The organism is Nonomuraea soli (assembly GCF_013761175.1).
Classification (GTDB): domain Bacteria; phylum Actinomycetota; class Actinomycetes; order Streptosporangiales; family Streptosporangiaceae; genus Nonomuraea; species Nonomuraea soli.
The window spans coordinates 347,830-369,738 of sequence record NZ_JACDUR010000006.1; the positions used below are offsets into that span (position 1 = coordinate 347,830).

Consider the following 21,909-nt stretch of genomic DNA (forward strand, 5'->3'; position numbering starts at 1 on the left):
GCAGGACGCGCCCCTGGGCGGCAGGTCCATGGGCAACACCACGCGGTACCTCAGCGCGGCGGCATATTTGGACGTCAAATTCCGTGATCGCGTCCTGGCCGAAACATTGCAGGACCCCTTTAGGGCAGTTGCACCTTCTTATGGGGGTTTCGACCTCATTCCAGTTATTTATCATTGCCGGCGGTCGCGCTCCATGCTGCTGGTCCGCGACGGGATCATCACCGGCTGCCTCATGGTGGGGATGATGATCATGCCGATCTCCACCACCATGTGGGTGCTGCTCCTGCTGCCCGTGGCGCTGCTGACCGTCAAGTGGACCGGGAGCGCCCGGTTCGTCATGCGCGCCTTCTCCGTGGTGTTGGCCCTCCTGGCGATGCTCATGCTGCTCTACGTGGGCCTGGTGGTGCTCCTCGTCGGCGGGACGTGGGGGGTGGATTACGACCCGCTGACCGGCTCTGCCGATGTGGAGGCCGGCCTGCTCAACGTCTTCTTCGGGGCGCTGCTGATTTCCCTGGCGACGCTGGGCGTCGCCCTGGGTTACCGCGTCGCGGTCTACCTCACGCTCGCCGGCGGTCTGCGGCCCGGCAGTCCCGCGCCGCCCGCGTACGCGACCGACTACAGGCTGCGCAGCCGCCTGGCCTACATCGACCAGGCCCAGTGGGGAAACCTCACCATGTACGCCACGGAGGACCCGTTCATGGGCGCCGGGCGGGTGGCACGCAGCTGGTCCATCGCGGTGGAACTGGACCGCCTGCGCCAGGGCGGCACGCCCACCGCACGCAGCGGGATCCAGGACCGGCCGGTCGAGATCGACCCCGTGGAGCTGCACGGTTTCGTGCGGGAAAGGCTGGCCGACATGCGCGCGCGGGTCCTGCACCCACGCGAGAGCATCCAGAACCTCGACCTCGGCGACCAGGTGGTGGTGCGCGGCGTGTTCACCGTCGCGGACTGGGCGGGCAACCAGGCGCCGCATCCCATGCTCGACAAGGACGGCCTGCCGCGCCACCGGGCCACCCCCGAGGAGATCGCCGCCATCATCCGCCATCCTCAGGGCGGGGTGCGCTACTACCAGCGGGTCACGATCAGCAACACCGGCCAGGAGATCCGCGACGCCGGCGGTGTTCTGGTGGCGCCGGCCTCCGACCAGGAGGCGCTCACGTCGGCCTTCATCTATCTCGCCGTCGAAGGCCGCATGCTCTACACCCAGTTCGTGGTCACACATCTGCCTCCCGCGGCCGCGTCCTACCATGTGGTGGACGCTCTGCCCAAAGCGGGCAGATCTCGCATCGCCTGGGAGGCGGTGAAGGTGGTGCGCCTGGGTCTCCTGCGCGACATCGTGGCGGCTCCGTGGCGCCTGGCCCGTTCGGGTCTGCAGGCCGTACGGCGGAGCATGTCGATTCCCGACCCCGCCGAACACCTGGTCTACCCCTACGGGGCACGCTTCAGCGTCCGGGAGCTCGGCGCGAGCGCCACCATGCAGACATACGTGCAGACGCTCGACGCGGCCAAGTACACGCGGATGATCGAGCAGCGCCTGACCGAGGCTGTGCTCGACTTCCTGGAGGAGCGGCAGGTCGACACCGGCGCCTACCGGCTGCAGGCCGCCAGCGTGACCATGAACACCGTCAACCTGGCCGAGAACGCCTCGGCGGGCCCCATCGCCGTCGGCCACAACGCCGCGGCCACGGCCAACCAGCGCGCAGGGGGAGCGGAATGAGCAACACCATGAACAACGCCGCCAACGGGGGAGTCAACGGGGGCGTCAACGTCGTCAACATCCACGGCGGCGTGGTCAGCGGCCCCGTCGCGGTCGGCCCGCACGCCGTGGCGAGCGTCACCACGATCGGCTCGGCGCAGGGCACGGAACTCGCCGCGCTGCTCGACCGGCTGGAGCAGCTGCTCACCGAGCACGCCGAGCAGGTGGACGAGCCGGAGCGGGCCCGCCGTGACGCCCAGGACGTGCGACAGGAGCTGGCCGAGGCCGACCCCGACCGGTCGAGGATCCTGGATGCGCTGCGCCGCCTGTCGGTGCGTGCGGGCGAGGTCACGACGATCGTCGAGGTCGTCAACCAGATCCGCGACCTGTTCGGCTGAGCCGTCCGTCCGTCTGGTCCGCACGCCGCTCTGGCCGGGCCGTCCGTCCGCCCGGCGTTGCCGCCGCTATCGTCTAACTCCCACCGCTCAGGAGGAAGACCGTGCGCATCGCCATGGCCGGACTGGCCACCAGCCACCCCTACGCCGACGCCCGGACGCTCGCCCGTCATGGCGAGCTGGCCGTGTGGGAGCCCGACGCGCAGCGGCTGGCCACCTTCACCGGCGAGCACCCGTCCGCCGCGGTGGCCGGCGACCTGGAGGAGCTCCTGGCGCGCGACCTCGACGGCATCGTGCTCACCGTGCCCACGCCGCAGGTGCCCGCCGCGCTCGGCCCGGTGCTCGACACCGGCGTGCCCGTCTTCATCAACAAGCCCGCCGCGGCCACCCGCGACCAGCTGACCGCCATCGACAACCTGATCAGGCCGTGCGCCGAGCGGGTGCTGTCGAGCTCGGTGCTGCGCTTCGCGCCCGCCTTCCGCGACCGCGTGATCGATCCCGCCGACGTGCTGGCCGTCCGGGCGACCGTGCGTCACGACGTCGGCATCTGGGCGACCGGATACAACCCCTGGCAGGACACCCCGGGCGAGGGCGGCGGCACGCTGGTGACGATGGGCGTGCACGGCGTGGAGCTGCTGGTGGCGCTGCTCGGCCCCGAGGTGAGCCTGGTCGGCGCGGCCGGTGCGATCAGGCACTACGACACCCTGCGCTCGGAGGACACCGGTGTGATCGCGATGCAGTGGTGGGGGAGCGGCATCCCCGGCACGGTCGAGGTGCTCGGTGTCAGCGAGGAGGAGTCCTACACCGTCACCGTCCACACCCGCACGGGCGCCGACGAGATCGTCATCGCCGGAGACCTCGGCTACGAGGGCACCATCGACGCCTTCCTCGCGATGGTCGGCGGCGCCCCGAGCCCGGTCCCGTGGGAGCAGACCCGGGCCATCCTCGACATCCTGGTCAGCGCGCGGGAGGCGTAGAGGCATTGACACCGCAACCCCCTCCTAGTTACGGTCTGGACCGTAAATGAGAGGAGTCGGGGTTGCTTAACGTTGCCGAACTCGAAGAGCGCCTGGCGGAACCCAGCGCCGCACTCACCGCGGATCTGGCCGAGCTCGACGGTGACCTGATGATCCTGGGCGCGGGTGGCAAACTCGGTCCCAGCCTGGTGCGCCTGGCGCTGAGGGCGGGGGCCAGGAACGTCATCGCCGTGTCCAGGTTCTCCGAGCCGGGCCTGGCCGACGCGCTGACCGCCGAGGGCGCCACCGTCGTCAGGGCCGACGTGGCCGACGAGCGGGCGCTCAGAGACCTGCCCGACGCGAAGAACGTCGTCTTCCTGGTGGGAGCGAAGTTCGGCACGTCCGGGCGTGAGCACGCCACCTGGTTCACCAACGCCTACCTGCCCGGCCGCGTCGCCGAGCGTTTCCGCGACAGCCGCATCGCCGCCCTGTCGACGGGCAACGTCTACCCGCTCGTGCCGGTGACGAGCGGCGGCAGCACGGAAGACTCCCCGACCGGGCCGGTGGGGGAGTACGCCATGAGCTGCCTGGGCCGCGAGCGCATCTTCGAGCACTTCTCCGAGAGGTACGGCACGCCGCTGGCGCTGATCCGCCTCAACTACGCCGTCGAGATGCGCTACGGGGTCCTGGTCGACCTGGCGCAGAAGGTGCTCGACGGCACGCCCGTCGACCTGTCCACGGGGCAGGTGAACGTCGTCTGGCAGGGCTACGCCAACGAGGTCACGCTGCGCGCGCTCAAGCACGCCTCCGCCGCCCCGCCGTACGTGCTCAACGTGACGGGGCCCGAGCTGGTCTCCGTACGGCAGGCGGCCACGGCCCTGGGCGCCGCGCTCGGCAAGGAGCCGGTCTTCACCGGGCAGGAGGCGCCCACGGCGCTGCTGTCGAACGCGGGCAGGTGCCACAGGACCTACGGCTACCCCGGCATCACGCCGGAGGAGCTCATCGAGCACACCGCCCGCTGGGTGGCCGGCGGCGGTCCGCTGCTGGGCAAGCCGACCAAGTTCGAACGACGGGATGGGCAGTTCTGATGTTGTCGACGGCGCCCGAGGCGCAGACGAGCGTGCGCGAGCTCTTCCGCCGCGGGCTGGTGATCCCGGCGCACCCGCTGGCCCTGACCGCCGAGCGCGAGCTCGACGAGCGGCGGCAGCGGGCCCTGACCCGCTACTACGTCGAGGCGGGCGCGGGCGGGCTGGCGGTGGGCGTGCACACCACGCAGTTCGCCATCCACGGCACGCCGCTGCTCGCCCCGGTGCTGGAGCTGGCCGCCGAGACGGCCCGCGAATACTCCCGCGACGTGGTCCTGGTCGCGGGGGCGACCGGGCCCACCGCGCAGGCGGTCGCCGAGGCCGAGCTGGCCCGCGACCTGGGCTACCACATGGTGCTGCTCAGCCCCTACCGGGAGGCCGACGAGGACGAGCTGATCGAGCGGGCCCGCGCGGTCGGCGAGGTGCTGCCGGTGATCGGCTTCTACCTGCAGCCCGCCGTGGGCGGCCGCGCCCTGTCGCGCGACTTCTGGACCAGGCTGGCCTCGATCGAGGCGGTGGCCGGCATCAAGGTCGCCCCCTTCGACCGCTACCGCACCCTCGACGTGCTGCACGGTGTCTGCCGCTCGGGTCGCGAGGGCGAGGTGGCCCTCTACACCGGCAACGACGATCACATCCTGGCCGACCTGATCACCCCGCACCGGGTCGTGGTCGACGGACGCGAGGTGGAGGTCGAGTTCGTCGGCGGGCTGCTGGGCCAGTGGGCGGTGTGGGTGCGCCGGGCGGTCGAGCTGCTCGACGAGGCGAGGCGGGCCCGCGCGGGCGACGACGCGGCGACCAGGCGGCTGCTGTCGCTCGACGGCCACCTGACCGACGCCAACGCCGCCATCTTCGACTCCGCCAACGGCTTCCACGGCTGCATCCCCGGCATCCACGAGATCCTGCGCCGCCAGGGGCTGCTGGCCGGCCGGTGGTGCCTGGATCCGCAGGAGGAGCTGTCGCCGGGCCAGCTGGCCGAGATCGACCGGGTCTGGGCGGCCTACCCGTGGCTTCGCGACGACGACTTCGTCGCCGAGGGCCTGGACCGCTGGCTCAAGTAGCGGCCACCGATGTCAGATCGTCAGCCGGTAGAGCGTGAGCGGGCGGCCGCTGGAGCCGCTGGTGAGGTTGCCGGTGCGTTCCGCCAGTCCGGCCAGCTCCAGCCGGTAGAGCATGCGCCGGGCCGTACGCTGCTGGACCGCGAGCCGTTCGGCGATCTCCTTGGTCGTCAGCGGCTCGCCGCCGGCCGCCTCGCGCGCCTCCAGCAGCTTCTCCAGCGTCGGCACCGACAGCCCCACCCGGCGGGCGATGACCGACAGGTTCTGCTCGGGTGCGGGGGCGGTGCCCACCGACTCCAGCACGATGTCGGTGTCGGCGCGCAGCGACAGCACCGCCGCCACGTCGCCGATGCGGCGGGCGCGGCTCAGTGCCCGGCGTGCGAGGCTCTCGGCCTCGGCGGCGCTGCGGCCCAGGCCGAAGCCGACCCGCACCACCCGGTTGCCCGCGCCGGTCAGCCTGGCCAGCATGGGCAGCGCCGAGAAGCCGCCGGTGGCGTCGTGGAGCGGCCCGCGCGTGGTGACCAGCAGGTGCGTGCCGCCGCGGAAGGCGGCCAGGGTGCCGCCGAGCGCGGTGGCCTCGCGCAGCAGTCCCTCGTCGCTGTCGGCCTCGATCAGCCCGAGGGCGATCTGGGCGTCCTCGGTCGCCTGGCCCTCGGCGGTCAGCAGCAGCTGGCGCAGGGCGACGCGCACCGAGTGCACGGAGGGGACCAGGCGGTGGACGTGCATCGAGCCGCGCAGTTCCTCGTAGACCGAGCTCAGGCAGGTGATCGCCGCGTGCGACTTGCGGTGGAAGGCTGCGGTCTTGGCCGAGGTGACGCCTGCCCGGTAGGGCATGGTGCGCACCTGGCCGACGGGGAGTCCCGCCTCGGTGAAGGTGGCGGTCACGTCGCCGGTGGCCAGCGTGTCGATCGACAGGCGGGTCACGTCGTGGCCCTCGTGCTGGAGCCGTACCAGGGCCGACAGGAGCGTGGCGCCGGAGTAGTCGACGAACGCGGCCGGCCGGGTGAGCAGGTCGGCGTCGCGGGCCAGCATGTACGGCACGATGCCGGTGAACAGCCAGCCTTCGACGGCGCTCGCGTGTGCCTCGACGATCGAGGTGGCCTGCGACTCGTGGTCGTAGTCGAGGCGCAGCGCGCTGACGCCCGGCTGCTCCTCGCAGGTCGCAGCGACGTCGTCGACCAGATCATGCGGTCCGACGACCCCGATGACGATGCCCACCCACGCCTCCTTTGTTCCGGTCCAGACCGAAAGGCTAACTAATGGAGCTCCACTTTCCAACCATGGCCGAGCCCGATGGCCGCACCCTCGGCGATGAGGAGGTGGCCGCCGCGGAGCGGGTGATCCGCTCGGGCATGCTCAACTCCGTCTGGGGCACCGAGGCCCGCGCCCTGGAGCGCGAGGTCGCGGAGCTGCACGGGGTACGGCACGCGGTCAGCGCGAGCTCCGGCACCGCGGCCCTCCACCTGGCTGTCGTGGCGGCGGCGCCTGATCCCGGTGACGAGATCATCACGACGCCGATCACGGATTTCGGGACCGTGGCCCCCATCTTGGCGCAGAACGCCGTCCCTGTCTTCGCCGATGTGGACCCGTCCGACGGCAATCTGGACCCCGCGGCCGTCGCCGGGCTCATCGGCCCCCGGACCAGGGCCATCATGGCGGTGCACCTGTTCGGGGCTCCGGCCAGGCTCGGCGAGCTGCGTGAGCTGGCCTCCGACGCCGGGGTGATGCTGATCGAGGACTGCGCCCAGGCCTGGTCGTCGGTGTTGCCCGACGGGCGGCCCGTGGGCGGCGTGGGCGACGTCGGATGCCTGAGCCTGCAGCAGTGGAAGCACATCACCTGCGGTGACGGCGGCCTGGCCGTCACCTCCTCCGACGAGCTGGCCCGCCGGATGCGCCTGTTCGCCGACAAGGGCTGGGACAGGGCCGCCGGACGCTCGCACGCCAGTTTCGGGCTCAACTACCGGATGACCGAGCTGCAGGCCGCGGTGGCCCGCGCCCAGCTCGCCAAGCTCCCGGGGGTGGTCAGGTCCAGGCGCTCGACCGCGCTGGAGCTCCTGGGCCTGCTGGAGGGCCTGCCCGACGTGGTCCTGCCGCGTCCGGAGGGTCACGCCTGGTGGTTGTTCCCGCTCATCGTGCCCGACGCCGCCGCCCTGGCGGAGCGGCTGCGGGCGGCGGGGGTCCCGGCCAGGGCCGGCTACCTGGAGGCTCCGCTGAACCGGGCGCCGGTCTGGGACGCCCCGATCTACGGCACGTCGCGTTACCCCCTGGAGGGCTACGAGCCCCGCCCGTGCCCGGTGGCGGAGGAGCTGGTCGGCAGGACCCTGCTGGTCGTCGAGTGGAACGAGCACTACACCCCGGAGCACGTGGCGCTGATCGCGAAGGTTATCCGGACCGGTCCGTAGTTACGTTCATGTATCAAGCATTGACCCCCTGTCTCCCGGTCACTAGGTTTCGGTCAGGACCGGTATTATGAAGGAAAGGATGGCGCCGATGAGGAAGCTCGCGGCAGCCGGCCTCGCGGCCGCCCTGGGAATCGTGCTCGCCGGGTGCGGATCCGGGGGCAGCGGCTCCGGGTCGGACAAGAGCACCGTCACGCTCTGGATGTACCCGGTGATCGGGGACCAGGCCAAGAGCCAGGCGTTCTGGGCGAAGGTCGAGAAGGACTTCGAGGCCAAGAACACGTCCGTGGATCTGAAGATCGACATGCAGCCCTGGGAGGGCCGCCAGGAGAAGGTCACCACCGCCCTGGCCGCCAAGAAGGGCTTCGACCTGGTCGTGCTCGGGCCCGACCAGATCCCCCAGTACGCGCAGCAGGGCACGCTCGAACCGGTCGACGACATCATCGCCGCCGAGAAGGCCTCCTACCTGCCCAACTCGCTCGCCGCCCTGACCGTCGACGGCAAGCTGTACGGCGTGCCGGTCTACCAGACGATCACGGCGCCGATCTACAACAAGAAGCTCTTCGCCGACGCGGGTGTGACGGAGATCCCCGACACCCTGGCCGAGCTCAAGGAGGCCGCCCCCAAGCTGGCGGCCAACAAGGTCGCCGTCCTCGACTACCCGGGCAAGCCCGAGGTGTCGCTGAACCAGAGCTTCTACCCGATCTTCTGGGCCAACGGCGGCTCCATCTTCGCCGCCGACGGCAAGACCGTCGCCTTCAACGGCCCCGAGGGCGTGGAGTCGCTGCAGTTCCTGCTCGACCTCAAGGCCGCGGGCGGGCTTCCGGAGAACACCGCCTCCAAGGGCAACGACATCGAGGGCGGCGCCCTGGCCGGCGGCCAGTCGGCCATGTACCACGCGGCCACCGCCCTGCAGGCCGTCCAGCTCGGCAAGGTCATCGGCGACGAGAACGTCGGCATCGGGCTGCCGCTCGAAGGCAGGAAGCGCGTCGCCTTCGGCATCCCCGGCGGCCTGGTGATGGCCAAGCACTCGGAGAACAAGGAGGCCGCCAAGAAGTTCGCCGCCTACCTGTCCTCGCCCGCCGTCGCCGCCGACCTGGCCAAGGAGTCGGGCTTCTTCTCCGCCCGCACCGACGTCACCATCCCCGGCCAGACCCCCGCGGCCGCGGAGTTCGCCAAGTCGCTGGAGTTCGCCTTCCCCGGTGACACCCACCCCAAGGCCCGCCAGGTGATGGGCATCGTCGCCGCCCACCTCCAGGCGGCGCTGCTCGGCAAGGAAGACGCCAAGACCGCTCTGGACGGTGCGGCCCAGGAGGCCAATACCCTTCTGGCCAGCGGCGGCTGAGTTCAGCTCCGGCCGGCGGCCCCTGCACGGGCCGCCGGCCGGATCCCCCTGAAAGGTGCGAAGTGCGTCAACGCTTGAGAGATCCGGTAACCGGGCTGCTGTTCGTGTTGCCGATGCTGGTGCTGTTCCTGATCTTCCGGATCTTCCCCTCGCTGGGCGCGGCCGGAATGAGCCTCACGAACTGGAACATCGGCGGCGAGTGGGAGTTCACCGGCCTCGACAACTACGCCCGGATGCTCGACGATCCCACCTTCTGGATCAGCCTGAAGACCACGCTGGTCTACGTGGCCGTCTACGTCCCGATGACCGTGCTGTTCTCCCTGGGCACGGCGCTCCTGCTCAACGCGGTCGTGACGATGCGCGGGCTGTGGCGCGGCATGCTCTTCCTGCCCTACGTGACCAGCTTCGTGCTGGCCGGAGTGATCTGGCGCTGGATCTATGAGTACAACGGCCTGATCAACGGCCTGCTCGCCAAGCTGGACCTGGGCCCGGTGATGTTCCTGGAACGCTCGGAGCTCGTCCTGCCCGCCCTGGCCCTGGTCAGCGCCTGGAAGGGCTTCGGCTACTCGATGCTCATCCTGCTGGCGGGCCTGAAGGCGATCCCCGGCTCGTACCTGGAGGCGGCCAGGGTCGACGGCGCCTCGGCATGGCAGCGCTTCCGCAGCATCGTGCTCCCGCTCCTGAAGCCGGCGCTCTTCTTCGTCCTCGTCATCGAGACGATCAGCGGCTTCCAGGTCTTCGACACCATCTACGTGATGACCGGCGGCGGACCCGCCCGCGCCAGCTACACCCTCATCTACGCCATCTACGACAAGGGCTTCCGCGGCTTCGAGTTCGGCTACGCCGCGGCCTTCGGCATGGTGCTGTTCGCGATCATCCTGATCGTCTCGCTCATCCAGCGCCGCCTGCTCGGACGGGAGAACACATGACGATCACCGACTCCCGCCCCGCCGTACGGCAGGCGAACACCCCCGCCGCCCGCCCCCGCCGGGCCGGCAGGTCGTGGCCGCTGGTGGCGCTGCTGGCCGTCCTGTCGGTGCTGACGGTCAGCCCGTTCGTGGCGATGTTCATCGTGGCGCTCTCGCCGGCCGGTGAGCCGACCGTCCCGGGCGGCTGGCCGTCGAGACTGACCCTCGACAACATGCTCCAGGTCCTGGAGACCTCCGGGTTCCTGGAGTGGACGGCCAACTCGGCGATCTACTCGGTCGTCTCCGTGGTGATCATCCTCATCACCGCCTCCATGGCCGGCTACGCCTTCGCCAAGAAACGATTCCCCGGCCGCGACGCCGTCCTGTGGACCTTCCTGGCCACGATGATGGTCCCCTTCCAGGCCACCCTCATCCCCACCTACGTCCTCGTCTCCGACCTCGGCGGCGTCGACACCTTCTGGGGCCTGATCGTGCCCACCCTGGCCAACTCCCAGGCCGTCTTCCTGATGCGCCAGTTCATCCTGGGGCTGCCCGACGAGCTGTTCGACGCGGCCAAGGTCGACGGCGCCTCGGAGCTGCGCATCTACTGGACGATCGTGGTGCCGCTGACCAAGCCGATCCTGGCCACGCTGGGCGTCTTCGTCTTCCTGTGGCACTGGAACGACTTCCTGTGGCCGCTGGTCATCGGGCAGAGCGACGCGACCCGCACGCTGACCGTGGGGCTGACGATCCTGCGCACCGAGGAGATGCAGATCACGCTGCTCATGGCGTCGGCGGCGATCACCGTGCTGCCGTGCCTGCTGGTCTTCTTCCTGCTGCAGAGGTACCTGGTCAACAGCATCGCGATGACCGGCTTGAAATAGTCTGTCGCTTCATGAGCATCTCCCCGGCGGCCGCCCGGCTGCGTGATCTGCTGCGAGGCAGGCTGCTGGCCGCGGCCGCGACCCCGATGACCGCAGGCGGCGAGGTGGACCTCGGCGTGGTGCGGCGCTACTACGCCTCGCTGCTCGACGACGGAGCCGACGGACTGGCCGTCCTGGCGCACACGGGCCGGGGCCCCTTCCTCGGCGAGCGGCTGCGCGGCGAGCTCATCGAGCTCGCGGTCTCCTTCGGCGTCCCCGTCGTCGTGGGCGTCGGCGGGACGGAAGGTACGGCGGAGCGTCAGGCGAGGGCCGCCGCCGAGCTGGGCGCTTCCGGCGTGATGCTCTTCCCGTCGCCCGACGACCGCCTGGCCGAGCACGACGAGGTGTGGCGCGCCACCGGCCTGCCCATGATCGCCTTCGATCTCTACACCAGCCCCTGCCCGCCCGCCGTCCTCGACAAGCTGGTGCACCACCCCGGCGTGGCCGGGCTGAAGGTGGCCCTGCTGTCGGACGCCATGGCCTGCCAGGACGCCATCGCCGTCACCCGCGCCGCCGGCCGCCTGGCCATCACCGGGGAGGACCGCATGTTCGGCCCCTCTCTGCTGTGGGGAGCGCAGGCGGCCCTGGTCGGCCTGGCCGCCGCCCGGGTCGGGGTGACGGCGGCGGTGATGCGCGCCTTCCGCGGCGACGACCTGCGCGCCTTCGAGGCGGCCTCGGCGGAGCTCGACCGGCTGGCAGGACAGACATTCGTCGAGCCGATGGAGGGCTACGTGCGGCGCATGCTGGCCCTGGCGGCCCAGGAGGGGCGCATCCCGGCCGGGCACGCGTACGACCCCCACCGCCCCGCCTGACCTCGGCGGGGGATGGGGGTCGGTGAAGCGGCCCGTCACACCGTGATGCGCACCAGGTTGCGTCCCTTGATCGCGAACACGTGGTCACCCGACGGGTCCAGCGACAGCTTCGGCTCGCCGCCGAACCACTGACCGCCGAGTCCCGAGACGACCGTCGTGGCGGTGAAGCGCCGCAGGTCGATTCGATAGACCGCGTCCAGGTCGCCGGTGAAGGCGGTGCGTCCCCGCAGGGCCAGGTCTCCGCCGCGCGCGCTGACCTTGAGCGTCCTGGTCACCGCCCCGGCCTCCAGGTCGTACTCGAACAGCACGCCCGTGTTGGTGATGCCGTACAGGGCGTGGGGCGTGCTCACCAGCCCGGTGATGGACCTGGCCCCGGGCACCGGCTCGACCTGCCACAGCAGCCTGCGCGCGGTCAGCGAGAAGGCCGCCAGCCGGGCGGTGGTGGTCACCGGGGGCAGGCCGAGGCCCTCCTGGGTGAGGGTGCCGAGGTAGGCCACGCCGCGCCGGGTCGCGACCGAGTACACGGTCTGCCGCTCGACCACCGGCCGGTAGGTCACGCGGTCGCCGGTGCCCGGCGAGTAGAGCGTCAGGGCGCCGTTCATGTGGCCGGGCTCGGGCTGGCTGGGCATGACGATCAGGCCGGTGTGCTCGTCGTAGGCCAGGTCGCGCGGCCGGTCCTGCTGGTTGCCCGCGCGCAGCAGCAGGGTGGCCTCCTGCTGTCCAGGCACGTGGGAGTAGAGCGCCGCCTGGGTGTAGACGCCGAGGTAGGTGGTGCCGGCGAGGGTCAGCATGGTCTTGGGCTCGCCGGGGATGCCGAGCCGTACGACCGAGCCGGTGGCCAGGTCGTGGATGTCGGCGCCGCTCTTGCCGCCCACGTAGACGCGCCCGCCGTCGGAGTGCACCGACATCGGCTCCTCCGGCGCGGCCCTGAGCCCGCGCTGCACCAGGTTGCGGTACTCCAGCGAGCCGGTGGCCGGGTCGTAGACGAAGACGGCGTTGTCCTGCACGCCGTAGATCCGGCCCTCGTGGGCCAGCAGCCGGTGGGTGGCGGCCTCGAAGTACGGCACGCCGATCACCTCCAGCTCGCCCGACTCCAGGTGGTAGCGGTAGAAGGTGCCGGTGGGCCGTCCGGCGAAGTAGACGGAGCCGTCGTGGACGAGCACCGAGACGATGTACTTCTCGCCCGGCGCGGTGGCCTTGACGACCTTGTACGCGCTGGGATCGGCCTTGCTGAGCACCAGCAGCTCGGCCAGGGAGTTCATGCCTCCGGCGATGTGGGTGTCGGAGATCGACATGCTGGAGACCCAGTCGCGGTCGGCGACCTCGGCGGGCAGCAGGTCGCGCTTGCCGCCGGTGGCCCGGTCGATCGCGATGAGGTGGGCGTTGGCGCCGATGCCGCAGTAGACGTGGGTGGCGTCGGCCTGGATGCTGCGCACGTACGCCTCGCCGGGAGCGGGCTGGCCCAGGTCGCGGCTGGCGCCGGTGGCCGGGTCGTACTCCCAGACCCGGCCGGGCTCGGAGCAGCCGAGGTAGACCTTGCCGTCGGGGGAGGCGGCCATGGTCCAGATGAAGTGGTCGGGGTAGGAGCCGACCTTGGTCACCTGCCCGGTCAGCGTGTCGATCTTGTACAGGTCGGAGCGGGAGTGGGTGCCCGCGTAGACGTCGGTGCCGACCTTGCACATCGCCCAGACGCCGATGCCGGTGGGGATGTCGAAGTGCGCGGTCACCCGGTCGGCGTCCAGGTCGTAGGCGCCGACGACGTTGGGTGACAGGCCGCGCGAGCCGGCGTAGAGCACGTTCCCGACGAACTCGCCGTTGCCCAGCGGGCTGGCGACGCTGGCCGGGCCGAGGTCGGTGACCGTTCCGGGCGACGCCGTGGCGGCCTGGGCGGGGAGGGCGGGCAGCAGTCCCGCGGTTAATCCGAGCTGGAGGAGGCGGCGGCGACGGATCATGGGATCTCCAGGTTGAACAGGGAGGCGGCGTTGCGCCAGGCGATGAGCTCGGCCACGCCGGGCTCGAGCCTGGCCGCGGCGACGGCCCCGTAGGCGGACGAGGGGTCGATCAGGGTGGCGTCGGTGCCGAAGAGCAGCTGGCGGTGGTCGACCGCGGCGACCACCTCGGCGATGCGCCCGGCGGGGAAGTGCGACCAGCAGGGTTCGAGGTAGAGGCGCTCGCAGGCGCGGGCGGCCTCGATGGCGTGGCGGAAGCCGTCGGCGCCCATGTGCCCGGCGATCACCCGCAGGCCGTCGATCTCCTCGCACACGCGGGCCAGGTCCAGCACGGAGGCGCCCCAGGTGTGCACCAGCGCGGGCACGCCGTACGACGCCACCAGCTCCAGCGCCCGGCGCATCTGGGGCGAGGTCACCGGCGAGCCCGTGTAGTCGGTGTGGATCTTGACGCCGACGAAGCGGCCGGTCGGCAGGTAGGCGGCCAGGTCACGCTCGGCGTCGGCCAGGCGGCGGGGGTTGACGGTGACGTAGCCGTACAGCCGGTCCGTCAGCGCTTCGGCCAGCGCCCGGTTGCCCGCGGGCGCGTCGTAGATGACCGCCTCGGTGGCCGAGACGATGGCCAGGTCGATGCCGTAGCGGTCCATGGTGGCGTGGTTGGCCTCGGCGACGTCCATGGTGAAGAACCACGGGCCCCAGTGGGCGTGCACATCGATGATCATGGGTGCAGCAGCCTCCTCGCGTTGCCTCCGGCCACGGCGGCGACCTCGTCGGGCTTCAGCCCGCTGGTGGCCAGCCTCAGCAGGGGGACCAGGGGTTCGTAGAAGGGCGCCCGCGAGCCGTACAGCAGCCGGGAGGCGCCCGTCTCGGCGGCGGCGATCTCCAGCGCGTCGGGGGAGTTGAGCAGGCGGGTGGAGGTGTGGAAGCCGGGCTCCTCCTGGGCGGCCACCAGGAAGTCGCCCAGGTGGTAGAAGTGCGTGTCGAGGAAGACGACGTCGAGGCCCAGGCCCGACAGCGGCTGCCAGAAGCGGCGCACGTCTCCGCCGGTGAGCACGGCCAGGCCGAGCGCGGCGCAGCGCCGGGCGACGTGCCGCACGCTGGGGAAGCCCGCCTCGACGCCCTGCTCCTCGGGGAAGAGCCGCACGGCCCGCACGCCGAGGCCCGCGACCCGCTCCAGCTCGCGCGCCGCCCCGATCGGGTCGCGCAGGTCCACCGCGGCGACGGGCGTGAACTCGCGGCGTGCGAGGATCTCGTCGTTGCCCGACTCCACGTCGAAGAGGGCGGCGCGCAGGGAGGCGGCCGCCGCGTGGCGGATCGGGTGCTCGCCCAGCACGTCGAGGACGGGGCGCGGCACGTCCCTGTCGGGATGGGCGCCGACGAGCACGTCGATGTCGAGCGTCACCTCCAGCTCGCCGATCAGATTCCCAGCGTCGAACACGAATCCTCCCTTGACGGTTTCTGCGCGAAAGATTACGGTCTGGGCCATAATTGAGCAAGAGTGAAAGGCTCGCCCGTGGCCGGACTCCGCAGAATCCTCATCGCCTTATCGGTCGGCACCGCTCTCCTGGCAGCCCCCGCCCACGCGGCGGATCTCCAGGTCGCCAACGGCGACTTCGACGCCGGGCTGACCGGCTGGAGCGGCTCCCACAGCCCCGGAGGCGTCACCGCGACGACCTACGAGGGCCGTACGGTCGCCCGCTTCGACGACCTCGACACCACCAAGGCCTACGGCAGGGAGAGCCAGCCCGGCCTGCCCGCCACGGCGGGCGCCCGCTACCGCGCCCACGCCAGGGTCTGGATCACCAGCGGCTCCGCCGACCTGTACCTGCGCTTCCGCGACGCCTCCGGCACGCTGCTCGGCAGCGCCCACACCCCCGGCACCCAGTCGGGCGAGATCAGCGTGAGCGGCACGGCTCCCACGGGCACGGCCAGGGTCTCGGTCCTGCTCTACTCGGGCGTGGCCAACACCGGCACCGCCTACTGGGACGACGTGCTGATCACCAAGGACGTCACCGACCTGGGCGTGCAGATCGAGAGCACGGTCCCCAACGCCACCACGTTCGCGGGCGGCACGGCCTACGCCCTCTACACCGGCACCGCGGCGACGTCGCCGCAACTGGCCGTCATCGACCTGGCCTCGGAGACCGTCACCCGCACCGTGCCGATCCCGGGCGCGACCGGCGGCTGGGCGGCGACCACCGCGACCGACGGCTCGATCTACCTGGGCACCTACCCGGCCTCCAAGCTCTACCGCTACACGCCGGGCGGCACGAGCGTGACGAACCTGGGCAGCGCCGAGAGCGGCCACTCCTTCATCTGGGACCTGGACGCCGGAGCCGGCGGCAAGGTCTACGGCGGCACCTACAACGACGGCCGCTACTTCAAGTACCAGAACGGCGCCTTCACCACGATCGGCAGCGTGCCGATCTGGAGCGACGAGGAGTACGTCCGCACCCTCGACCACGACGAGCAGGCCAACGCCACCTACCTGGGCGTCGGCGGCGAGAGCGCGGCGCTCGTGCGGTTCGACAACGTCACGGGCGACAAGTCCAACCTGCTGCCGGAGCCGTACAGCGTGAACTCCATGGTCGGCAACGTGACCTGGACGGGCGGCAAGCTGTTCGCCCAGGTGAACGGCACGCTGCTGGTGCTCACGGTGACCGCGGACGGCGACGGCACCTACAGCGCCACCACCGACGCCACGATCACCGACGCGGCGCTGCACCTGTCGCCCGCGCGCGACGGCAAGGTCTGGTTCCTGCGGGACGGCGCGCTGACCTCCTACGACCTGGCCACCAAGGCCGTGAACTCCACCGCCGTCCGGCCCGAGATGGACGTGACCGGCTACACCTGGCTGGCCGACGGCACGCTGGCCGGGCTCGGAGCGGGCACCGGCAGCACCAAGATCCTGAAATATCACCCGGCGACCGGCGCCTGGTCGAACAACGCCCTCGACGGCACCCCGATCCTGCCCGCCGCGATCAACGCCCTCGGCGCGGGCCCCGACGGGAAGATCTACACCGGCGGCTACCTGACCGGCGGCACCGGCGTCTACAACCCGCTCAAGGGCGACGCCGACGACCTGAAGCCCGACACCGAGACCCTCCACGGCCTGCACCAGACCGACAGCATCCAGGCGCTCGACGGCAAGCTCTACATCGGCGTCTACCCGTCGTCCAAGCTCTACCAGTACACCGGCACCTGGCCGCCGGCGCTGCTGTACACCGGCGGCCAGGCGGGCGACATCGAGCACGACTGCGGCCAGAACCAGGGACCACCGCCGCAGGACCGCCCGTACGCGCTGGCCGGAGCGCCCGACGGCACCGTCTACATGGGCGGAGTGCCCAAGTACGGCAAGCGCAGCGGCGGCCTGACCATCTGGAAGGCCGGCAGCGGCGGCACCACGATCTGCGCCGTGCCCGGCCAGGCGATCGTCTCCCTGGCCTATGCCGCGGGCCGCGTTTACGGCGGCACCTCCACCCGCGGCGCGCTCGGCGTCACCCCCGTCTACCTGCCGGGAGCCGAGGCGACCCTGTTCTCCTACGACGGCACCCAGATCAGGACCCATCCGCTGCCCGCCGCCATCACCGCCCGCACCGCGATCACCGCGCTGACCGAGGTGGACGGCCTGCTCTGGGGCATGTCGGGAGGCTGGCTGTTCGTCTTCGACCCGGCCACCGGCACCTATCCCACGGTCAAGAGGGTCCTGGCCGACCCCGACTACGTCAACAACCAGGGCAGGGCGTTCCGCGACGCGGTCCTCCTGGAGGTCGATGGCGCCGTCTACGGCACGCTGGGCGACCAGCTCTTCAGGATCGACAAGGCGAGCAAGACGCTCACCGTGCTGCACACCGTGGCGGGCATGGACGGCCTGACGGCCGACCGCTACGGACACCTCTACTACAAGGCCGGCGAAAGGTTGTACCGCTATGCGCTCTAGGTTCGCCGTCATCCCCCTGCTGGCCGCGCTGCTGACGGCTTCGCCCGCCGAAGCCGCCACCGCCTGCGAGCCTCCGGGACACCAGACCTACGGAACCGCCTCCACGACCGGCGCGATCGTGGGCGCCACCGTCCACGAGGGCAGGGCCTACGTCGTCTCGCGCGGGCCCAAGCCGCCGGTCGTGGCGGAGATCGACCTGGCCACCCGCAAGGTGACCAGGACCGCGACGCTGCCCGACGGCCCCGCGGCCGGCGAGCCGGAGGGCGGCTGGGCCACCGCGGTCTCCGGCGGCAAGCTCTACATCGGCACCTACCCGGTGCCCGACCTGTACAGCTTCGACCTGGCCAGCGGCCAGGTGACGCACATCCGCTCCTTCGGCGCCCAGGGCGGCTTCGTCTGGAGCCTGGCCGCCGCCCCGGACGGCACCCTCTACCTGGGCACCTCCTCCGACGGCCGGGTGTGGGAGTACGAGCCCTCGACGGGCGCGGTCCGCCGCTACGGCGTGCTGGTCTCCGGCGAGCACTACGTACGCGCGGTGGCCGCCGACGACACGACCGTCTACGCGGGCCTGCTGGAGAAGACCAGGCTGATGGCCGTCGACCGGGTCAGCGGAGCCGTACGCGAGCTGGCCCAGGGGCCGGGGGCGGTCGGCACGATCGCCCTGCACGGCGAGCGGGTGCTGGCGTCGAGCGGCTCGTCCCTGCTCGACGTGCGCAAGGACGGCACCGACCTGCGCACGATCCCCTCCGGGGCGGGCGCCATCGACGCCTTCGCCCCCGCGCCGGACGGCGGCGTCTACCTGACCGCCCGCCCCGACGGCGCGCTCTTCCGCTACCGGACCGGCGACACCGCCCTCACCAAGGTCGCCGCGCCGCCCGCCGTGGGCGAGGAGACCCGGCTGCTCCACCTGGACGGCGGCACGCTGACCGGCCTGTCAGGCAGCGGCATCCTGTGGACCCTCGACCTGGCCACCGGGGCGACCCGGGCCGACGACCTGCTCGACATCGGCTTCCCCGCGGGCGCGGAACGGGTGCAGAGCATGCTCCTGGTGCCCAACCGGGCGCTCTACATCGGCGGCCACTTCGCCGTCGAGGTGCTCGACCTGCGCACCGGGGAGCGGCGGCGCATCCGTGTCGTCGGCGAGCCGAAGGCGATGACGCGCCGGGGCAACAAGGTCTACGCCGCGATGTACCCCACGGGCCAGGTCATCTCCATCGACGTGCGCACCGACGAGGTGCGCACCCTGGGCACCATCGGGCACGGCCAGTCCAGGCCCTGGGACATCGAGCACGACCCGGTCACCGACACTCTCCTGGTGGCCTCCGCTCCCACGGGCGCCAACCTCAAGGGCGCGCTGACGATCGTGGACCCGGACACCGGCCACATGGAGGTCCACCACGACGTCATCCGGGACCAGAGCCTCATGACGCTGGCCGTCGACTCGCCGAACGGCATCGTCTACCTCGGCGGCGACGTGCTCGGAGGAGGCGGCACCCCGGTCAGGACCACGGCCGCGCTGGCCGCCTTCGACCTGCGCACCCGCAGCGTCCTGTGGGAGGCCGAGCCGCTGCCCGGCCACCGCACCTTCCAGGACCTCAAGGTCCACGACGGCCTGGTCTACGCGGTCTACAAGCGGGTGCTCGGCGCCTGGGCGGCCTTCGACCCGCGCACGAGGACCGTGGTCCGCCAGGGACTGCTCTCGGGCCACGGCGAGCTCCAGCATCACAGGGGACGGCTGTTCACCTCCACCTTCTTCGGCGGCGGCAACGCCTACGAACTGGGGGAGGAGGCCAGGCTCCTGGCCACGGGGCTCGGCGACGAATGGCACACCGCTCCCCAGTTGCAGTTCGAGCCGGGGTCGTGGAACGCCTGGACCATCATCGGCCGTGACCTGGCCAAGGTCCGGCTGGACCCCGGGTGCCCGGCCTTGACTATCCCCGCCGCCCAAAGCTAGGTTTCGGTCTGTGCCGAAACTCGTGCTCGACGCGCATCGCCTGATCGGGCCGCATCCCTTCGACGACCTGCCGGAGGACCCGCGGCCCGACCTCGACCGGCTGGGCATCGACCAGGCCCTGGTCACCCACACGCTCAGCCTCTACCACGATCCCCAGGCGGGCAACGACGCCCTCCGGCGGATCGACGACCCGCGGCTGATCCCGGTGCCGGTCGTGGTGCCGGGCTTCTGCGAGAGCCGCGGCGTCATGGTCCGGCTGTGCCCCGAACGCCACCGCTTCGATCTCACCGGCCCCGCCGCCCTGCGGACGGTCAGCGCGCTCGGCGTGCCGGTCGCGGTCGACCTGGAGGAGAGCTCGCCCGGCCAGCTCCTGCGCCTGGCCGGGGAGGTCCCCAAACTGCTGGTGCTCAACCCCGGCTACCGGCGCCTGCGCGCCGTCGCCGAGCTCATGGCCGAGGCGCCCAACGTCTGGCTGGAGATCGGCACGGTCAACACCCAGCGCGGCGTCGAGTGGCTGGCCGGGCGGTTCGGGGCGCGGCGGCTGGTGTTCGGCACCGGGGCGCCGGTCATGGACGACTGCGGCCCCCGCTTCCTGCTGGACCACCTCGACCTGCCCCAGGACGACATCGAGCTCATCGCCTCCGGGGGTGACCTGCTGTGATCATCGACGCGCACGGGCATCTGGGGAGCTGGCCCGACTTCCTCATCCCCGAACCGACCGCCGCCGGCATGGTCGAGCTGATGGACCGCGTCGGCATCGACATGATCGGCATCAGCCACTTGCTCGCCGTCGGCCCCGACGCCGTCGCCGGCAACGAGCTGGCCCTGGCCGCGGCCAGGGACTTCCCCGGCAGGTTCGGCGTCTGGCAGGTCTACAACCCCCACCACCGCACCCCGCTCGTCACCGAGGGCGTGTGGGGCGTCAAGATCCACCCCGACGTGCACCAGTGCCGCCTGGACGACCCCCGCTACGAGCCGGTCTGGGAGCTCGGCCTGCCCGTGCTCTCCCACGGCCAGACCGACTCGCCCTGGAGCGACCCGTCGCAGTTCGCCGAGGTCGCGCGGCGCCACCCGGAGATCCCGCTGCTGATGGGGCACTCAGGGCTGTGGCCGTACGGCTTCGCGCGCGCCGCGCGCTTCTCGGGCGAGCACCCCAACCTCTACCTGGAGACCTGCGGCTCGAAGGCGACCGGCCGCTGGATCGCCCGCCTCGTCGAGCTCGCGGGCGCTCGAAAGGTCGTGTACGGCTCCGACGCCTGCTTCCTCGACCTGCGCGTCGGCTACGGCCGGGTCGCGCTCGCCCCGCTCTCCGACGCCGACCGCGCCCTGGTGCTCGGCGGCAACCTCGCCCGCATCCTGGAGTTGAGCTCATGAACTGGCCCGCATGGCCGCCGCCCCTCGACGACGCGCAGCGGAAACTGGTCAACGACGTGCTGGAGAGCGGCCTGTGGGGCGCCACCCAGGGAGGCGACGTGGTCGCGCGGCTGACCGCCGCCTTCGCCGCCAGGTCCGGCGTGCCGTACGGCGTGGCGGTCGGCAACGCCACGCTCGGCCTGTTCGCCGCGCTGAAGGGCCTGGGGGTGCGGCCGGGTGACGAGGTCGTCGTGCCCGCCTACACCTTCGTCGCCTCGGCCACCTCGGTCCTGCTCGCGGGAGCCGTCCCGGTGATCGCGGACGTCGACCCCGTCCACCTGCACCTGTCGCCCGAGGCGGTGTCCGCGGCGCTGTCGCCGCGCACGGCGGCGATCATGCCCGTGCACCTGGCGGGAAGCCCCGCGCCGATGGACGAGCTCAACGCCCTCGCCGCACGTCACGGCCTGGCCGTCGTGGAGGACGCCGCGCAGGCGCACGGCGCGACCTACCGGGATCGCCCGGTCGGCGGGCTGGGCGACGCGGGCGTCTACAGCTTCCAGGCGAGCAAGGCGATGACGGCGGGGGAGGGCGGTCTCATCACCTGTCGCGAGGAATCGGTCCACGAGGCCGTCTGGTCGGTGTGCAACGTCGGCCGCGGCCTCTGCGGCGCCTGGTACGGCCATCCGAACGTGGGCTGGAACCTGCGCCTGACCGAGATCCAGGCGGCGCTGCTGCTGCCGTGGCTGGACCGGCTCGACGACGAGATCGACCGGCGCAACGCCTTCTGCGACGCCCTGGACCTCGACGGCCTGCCCGTCGAGCGGGTGCCGCGGCCGGAGGGCACCACGCGCGACTCGCGGCACCTGCTGATGCTCAGGCTCGATCCATCGGTGGACAAGGCCAGGGTGCTCGGGTCGCCGGTGTTCGACGGCGGATACCCGGCCCTGGGGTCGATGCCCGCCCTGGTGGAGGCGGGCGCGCGGGTCACCGACTGCCCCGCCGCCGAGGAGGCCGCGCGTTCTGTCGTGTGGATCCGCCAGAACATCCTGATGGCCGATCCGGGTCGCGCCTGCGAGATCTCTGAGAACCTAAATACGGTCCTAGCCGAAACCTGATTCCATGCTCTAGATTCCGGTCATGAC

General features: G+C 71.5%; 19 protein-coding genes. 15 read left to right on the plus strand and 4 right to left on the minus strand.

The window, feature by feature from the left end:
• The first annotated feature begins 193 nt into the window (after nucleotides 1–193).
• The 5 genes from HNR30_RS29805 to HNR30_RS29825 all read left to right on the plus strand — a co-directional run bounded on the left by HNR30_RS29805 (nucleotide 194) and on the right by HNR30_RS29825 (nucleotide 5,190).
• A complete protein-coding gene (locus HNR30_RS29805) occupies nucleotides 194–1,717 on the plus strand; it encodes an AbeC-like domain-containing protein (protein WP_181613383.1) in 1,524 nt (507 codons plus the stop codon).
• On the plus strand, nucleotides 1,714–2,094 hold the full coding sequence (locus HNR30_RS29810) for a hypothetical protein (protein ID WP_181613384.1): 381 nt from the start codon (nucleotides 1,714–1,716) through the stop codon (nucleotides 2,092–2,094). Before HNR30_RS29805 ends, HNR30_RS29810 begins: the two co-directional genes overlap by 4 nt.
• Before the next feature lie 101 nt (nucleotides 2,095–2,195).
• Nucleotides 2,196–3,068: a Gfo/Idh/MocA family protein gene (locus HNR30_RS49505; protein WP_181613385.1), complete on the plus strand. Its 873-nt coding sequence runs from the start codon at nucleotides 2,196–2,198 to the stop codon at nucleotides 3,066–3,068.
• A 62-nt stretch (nucleotides 3,069–3,130) separates the two neighbouring features.
• Entirely contained in the window at nucleotides 3,131–4,135 is a 1,005-nt protein-coding gene (locus HNR30_RS29820; protein ID WP_181613386.1) for an NAD-dependent epimerase/dehydratase family protein, read from the plus strand.
• A complete protein-coding gene (locus tag HNR30_RS29825; protein ID WP_181613387.1) occupies nucleotides 4,135–5,190 on the plus strand; it encodes a dihydrodipicolinate synthase family protein in 1,056 nt (351 codons plus the stop codon). The genes HNR30_RS29820 and HNR30_RS29825 overlap by 1 nt, the downstream gene beginning before the upstream one ends.
• Nucleotides 5,191–5,202: 12 nt before the next feature.
• Here the strand turns inward: HNR30_RS29825 and HNR30_RS29830 are convergent, their stop codons facing one another.
• Nucleotides 5,203–6,405 (minus strand): hypothetical protein, encoded by a 1,203-nt coding sequence (locus HNR30_RS29830; RefSeq protein ID WP_312894731.1) that lies wholly within the window; start codon nucleotides 6,403–6,405, stop codon nucleotides 5,203–5,205.
• 62 nt (nucleotides 6,406–6,467) lie between these two features.
• On the opposite strand from HNR30_RS29830, the gene HNR30_RS29835 reads away from it, so the two are divergent.
• The 5 genes from HNR30_RS29835 to HNR30_RS29855 all read left to right on the plus strand — a co-directional run bounded on the left by HNR30_RS29835 (nucleotide 6,468) and on the right by HNR30_RS29855 (nucleotide 11,574).
• A complete protein-coding gene (locus tag HNR30_RS29835; protein WP_246379569.1) occupies nucleotides 6,468–7,589 on the plus strand; it encodes a DegT/DnrJ/EryC1/StrS family aminotransferase in 1,122 nt (373 codons plus the stop codon).
• Between the two features lie 88 nt (nucleotides 7,590–7,677).
• Nucleotides 7,678–8,931, plus strand: a complete 1,254-nt coding sequence (locus tag HNR30_RS29840; protein ID WP_181613389.1) for an ABC transporter substrate-binding protein — start codon at nucleotides 7,678–7,680, stop codon at nucleotides 8,929–8,931.
• A 74-nt stretch (nucleotides 8,932–9,005) separates the two neighbouring features.
• Nucleotides 9,006–9,860 (plus strand): carbohydrate ABC transporter permease, encoded by an 855-nt coding sequence (locus HNR30_RS29845; protein ID WP_246379573.1) that lies wholly within the window; start codon nucleotides 9,006–9,008, stop codon nucleotides 9,858–9,860.
• Nucleotides 9,857–10,723 carry a carbohydrate ABC transporter permease gene (locus HNR30_RS29850; RefSeq protein ID WP_181613390.1) on the plus strand — a complete coding sequence of 289 codons (867 nt, stop codon included), beginning with the start codon at nucleotides 9,857–9,859 and terminating at the stop codon, nucleotides 10,721–10,723. Before HNR30_RS29845 ends, HNR30_RS29850 begins: the two co-directional genes overlap by 4 nt.
• A gap of 11 nt (nucleotides 10,724–10,734) precedes the next feature.
• Nucleotides 10,735–11,574, plus strand: a complete 840-nt coding sequence (locus HNR30_RS29855) for a dihydrodipicolinate synthase family protein (protein WP_181613391.1) — start codon at nucleotides 10,735–10,737, stop codon at nucleotides 11,572–11,574.
• A 35-nt stretch (nucleotides 11,575–11,609) separates the two neighbouring features.
• On the opposite strand, the gene HNR30_RS29860 is transcribed toward HNR30_RS29855, so the two are convergent.
• The 3 genes from HNR30_RS29860 to HNR30_RS29870 are packed head-to-tail and all read right to left on the minus strand — an operon-like array spanning nucleotide 11,610 to nucleotide 14,958.
• Nucleotides 11,610–13,526: an NHL repeat-containing protein gene (locus tag HNR30_RS29860; RefSeq protein ID WP_181613392.1), complete on the minus strand. Its 1,917-nt coding sequence runs from the start codon at nucleotides 13,524–13,526 to the stop codon at nucleotides 11,610–11,612.
• Nucleotides 13,523–14,242: an amidohydrolase family protein gene (locus tag HNR30_RS29865; protein ID WP_181613393.1), complete on the minus strand. Its 720-nt coding sequence runs from the start codon at nucleotides 14,240–14,242 to the stop codon at nucleotides 13,523–13,525. Before HNR30_RS29865 ends, HNR30_RS29860 begins: the two co-directional genes overlap by 4 nt.
• Nucleotides 14,239–14,958 carry an amidohydrolase family protein gene (locus tag HNR30_RS29870; protein ID WP_181613394.1) on the minus strand — a complete coding sequence of 240 codons (720 nt, stop codon included), beginning with the start codon at nucleotides 14,956–14,958 and terminating at the stop codon, nucleotides 14,239–14,241. The genes HNR30_RS29865 and HNR30_RS29870 overlap by 4 nt, the downstream gene beginning before the upstream one ends.
• Nucleotides 14,959–15,033: 75 nt before the next feature.
• Here HNR30_RS29870 and HNR30_RS29875 point away from each other — a divergent pair, with 75 nt between their 5' ends.
• The 5 genes from HNR30_RS29875 to HNR30_RS29895 are packed head-to-tail and all read left to right on the plus strand — an operon-like array spanning nucleotide 15,034 to nucleotide 21,882.
• Nucleotides 15,034–17,460, plus strand: coding sequence for a ligand-binding sensor domain-containing protein (locus HNR30_RS29875; protein ID WP_181613395.1), 2,427 nt, complete (start codon nucleotides 15,034–15,036; stop codon nucleotides 17,458–17,460).
• Entirely contained in the window at nucleotides 17,450–19,414 is a 1,965-nt protein-coding gene (locus HNR30_RS29880; protein ID WP_181613396.1) for a PQQ-binding-like beta-propeller repeat protein, read from the plus strand. The genes HNR30_RS29875 and HNR30_RS29880 overlap by 11 nt, the downstream gene beginning before the upstream one ends.
• Nucleotides 19,415–19,424: 10 nt before the next feature.
• The gene (locus tag HNR30_RS50340; protein WP_181613397.1) at nucleotides 19,425–20,075 is read left to right on the plus strand and encodes an amidohydrolase family protein; all 651 of its coding nucleotides are present in this window, start codon (nucleotides 19,425–19,427) and stop codon (nucleotides 20,073–20,075) included.
• Entirely contained in the window at nucleotides 20,072–20,788 is a 717-nt protein-coding gene (locus tag HNR30_RS29890) for an amidohydrolase family protein (RefSeq protein WP_181613398.1), read from the plus strand. The genes HNR30_RS50340 and HNR30_RS29890 overlap by 4 nt, the downstream gene beginning before the upstream one ends.
• Nucleotides 20,785–21,882, plus strand: coding sequence for a DegT/DnrJ/EryC1/StrS family aminotransferase (locus tag HNR30_RS29895; protein ID WP_181613399.1), 1,098 nt, complete (start codon nucleotides 20,785–20,787; stop codon nucleotides 21,880–21,882). The genes HNR30_RS29890 and HNR30_RS29895 overlap by 4 nt, the downstream gene beginning before the upstream one ends.
• Nucleotides 21,883–21,909: the final 27 nt, after the last annotated feature.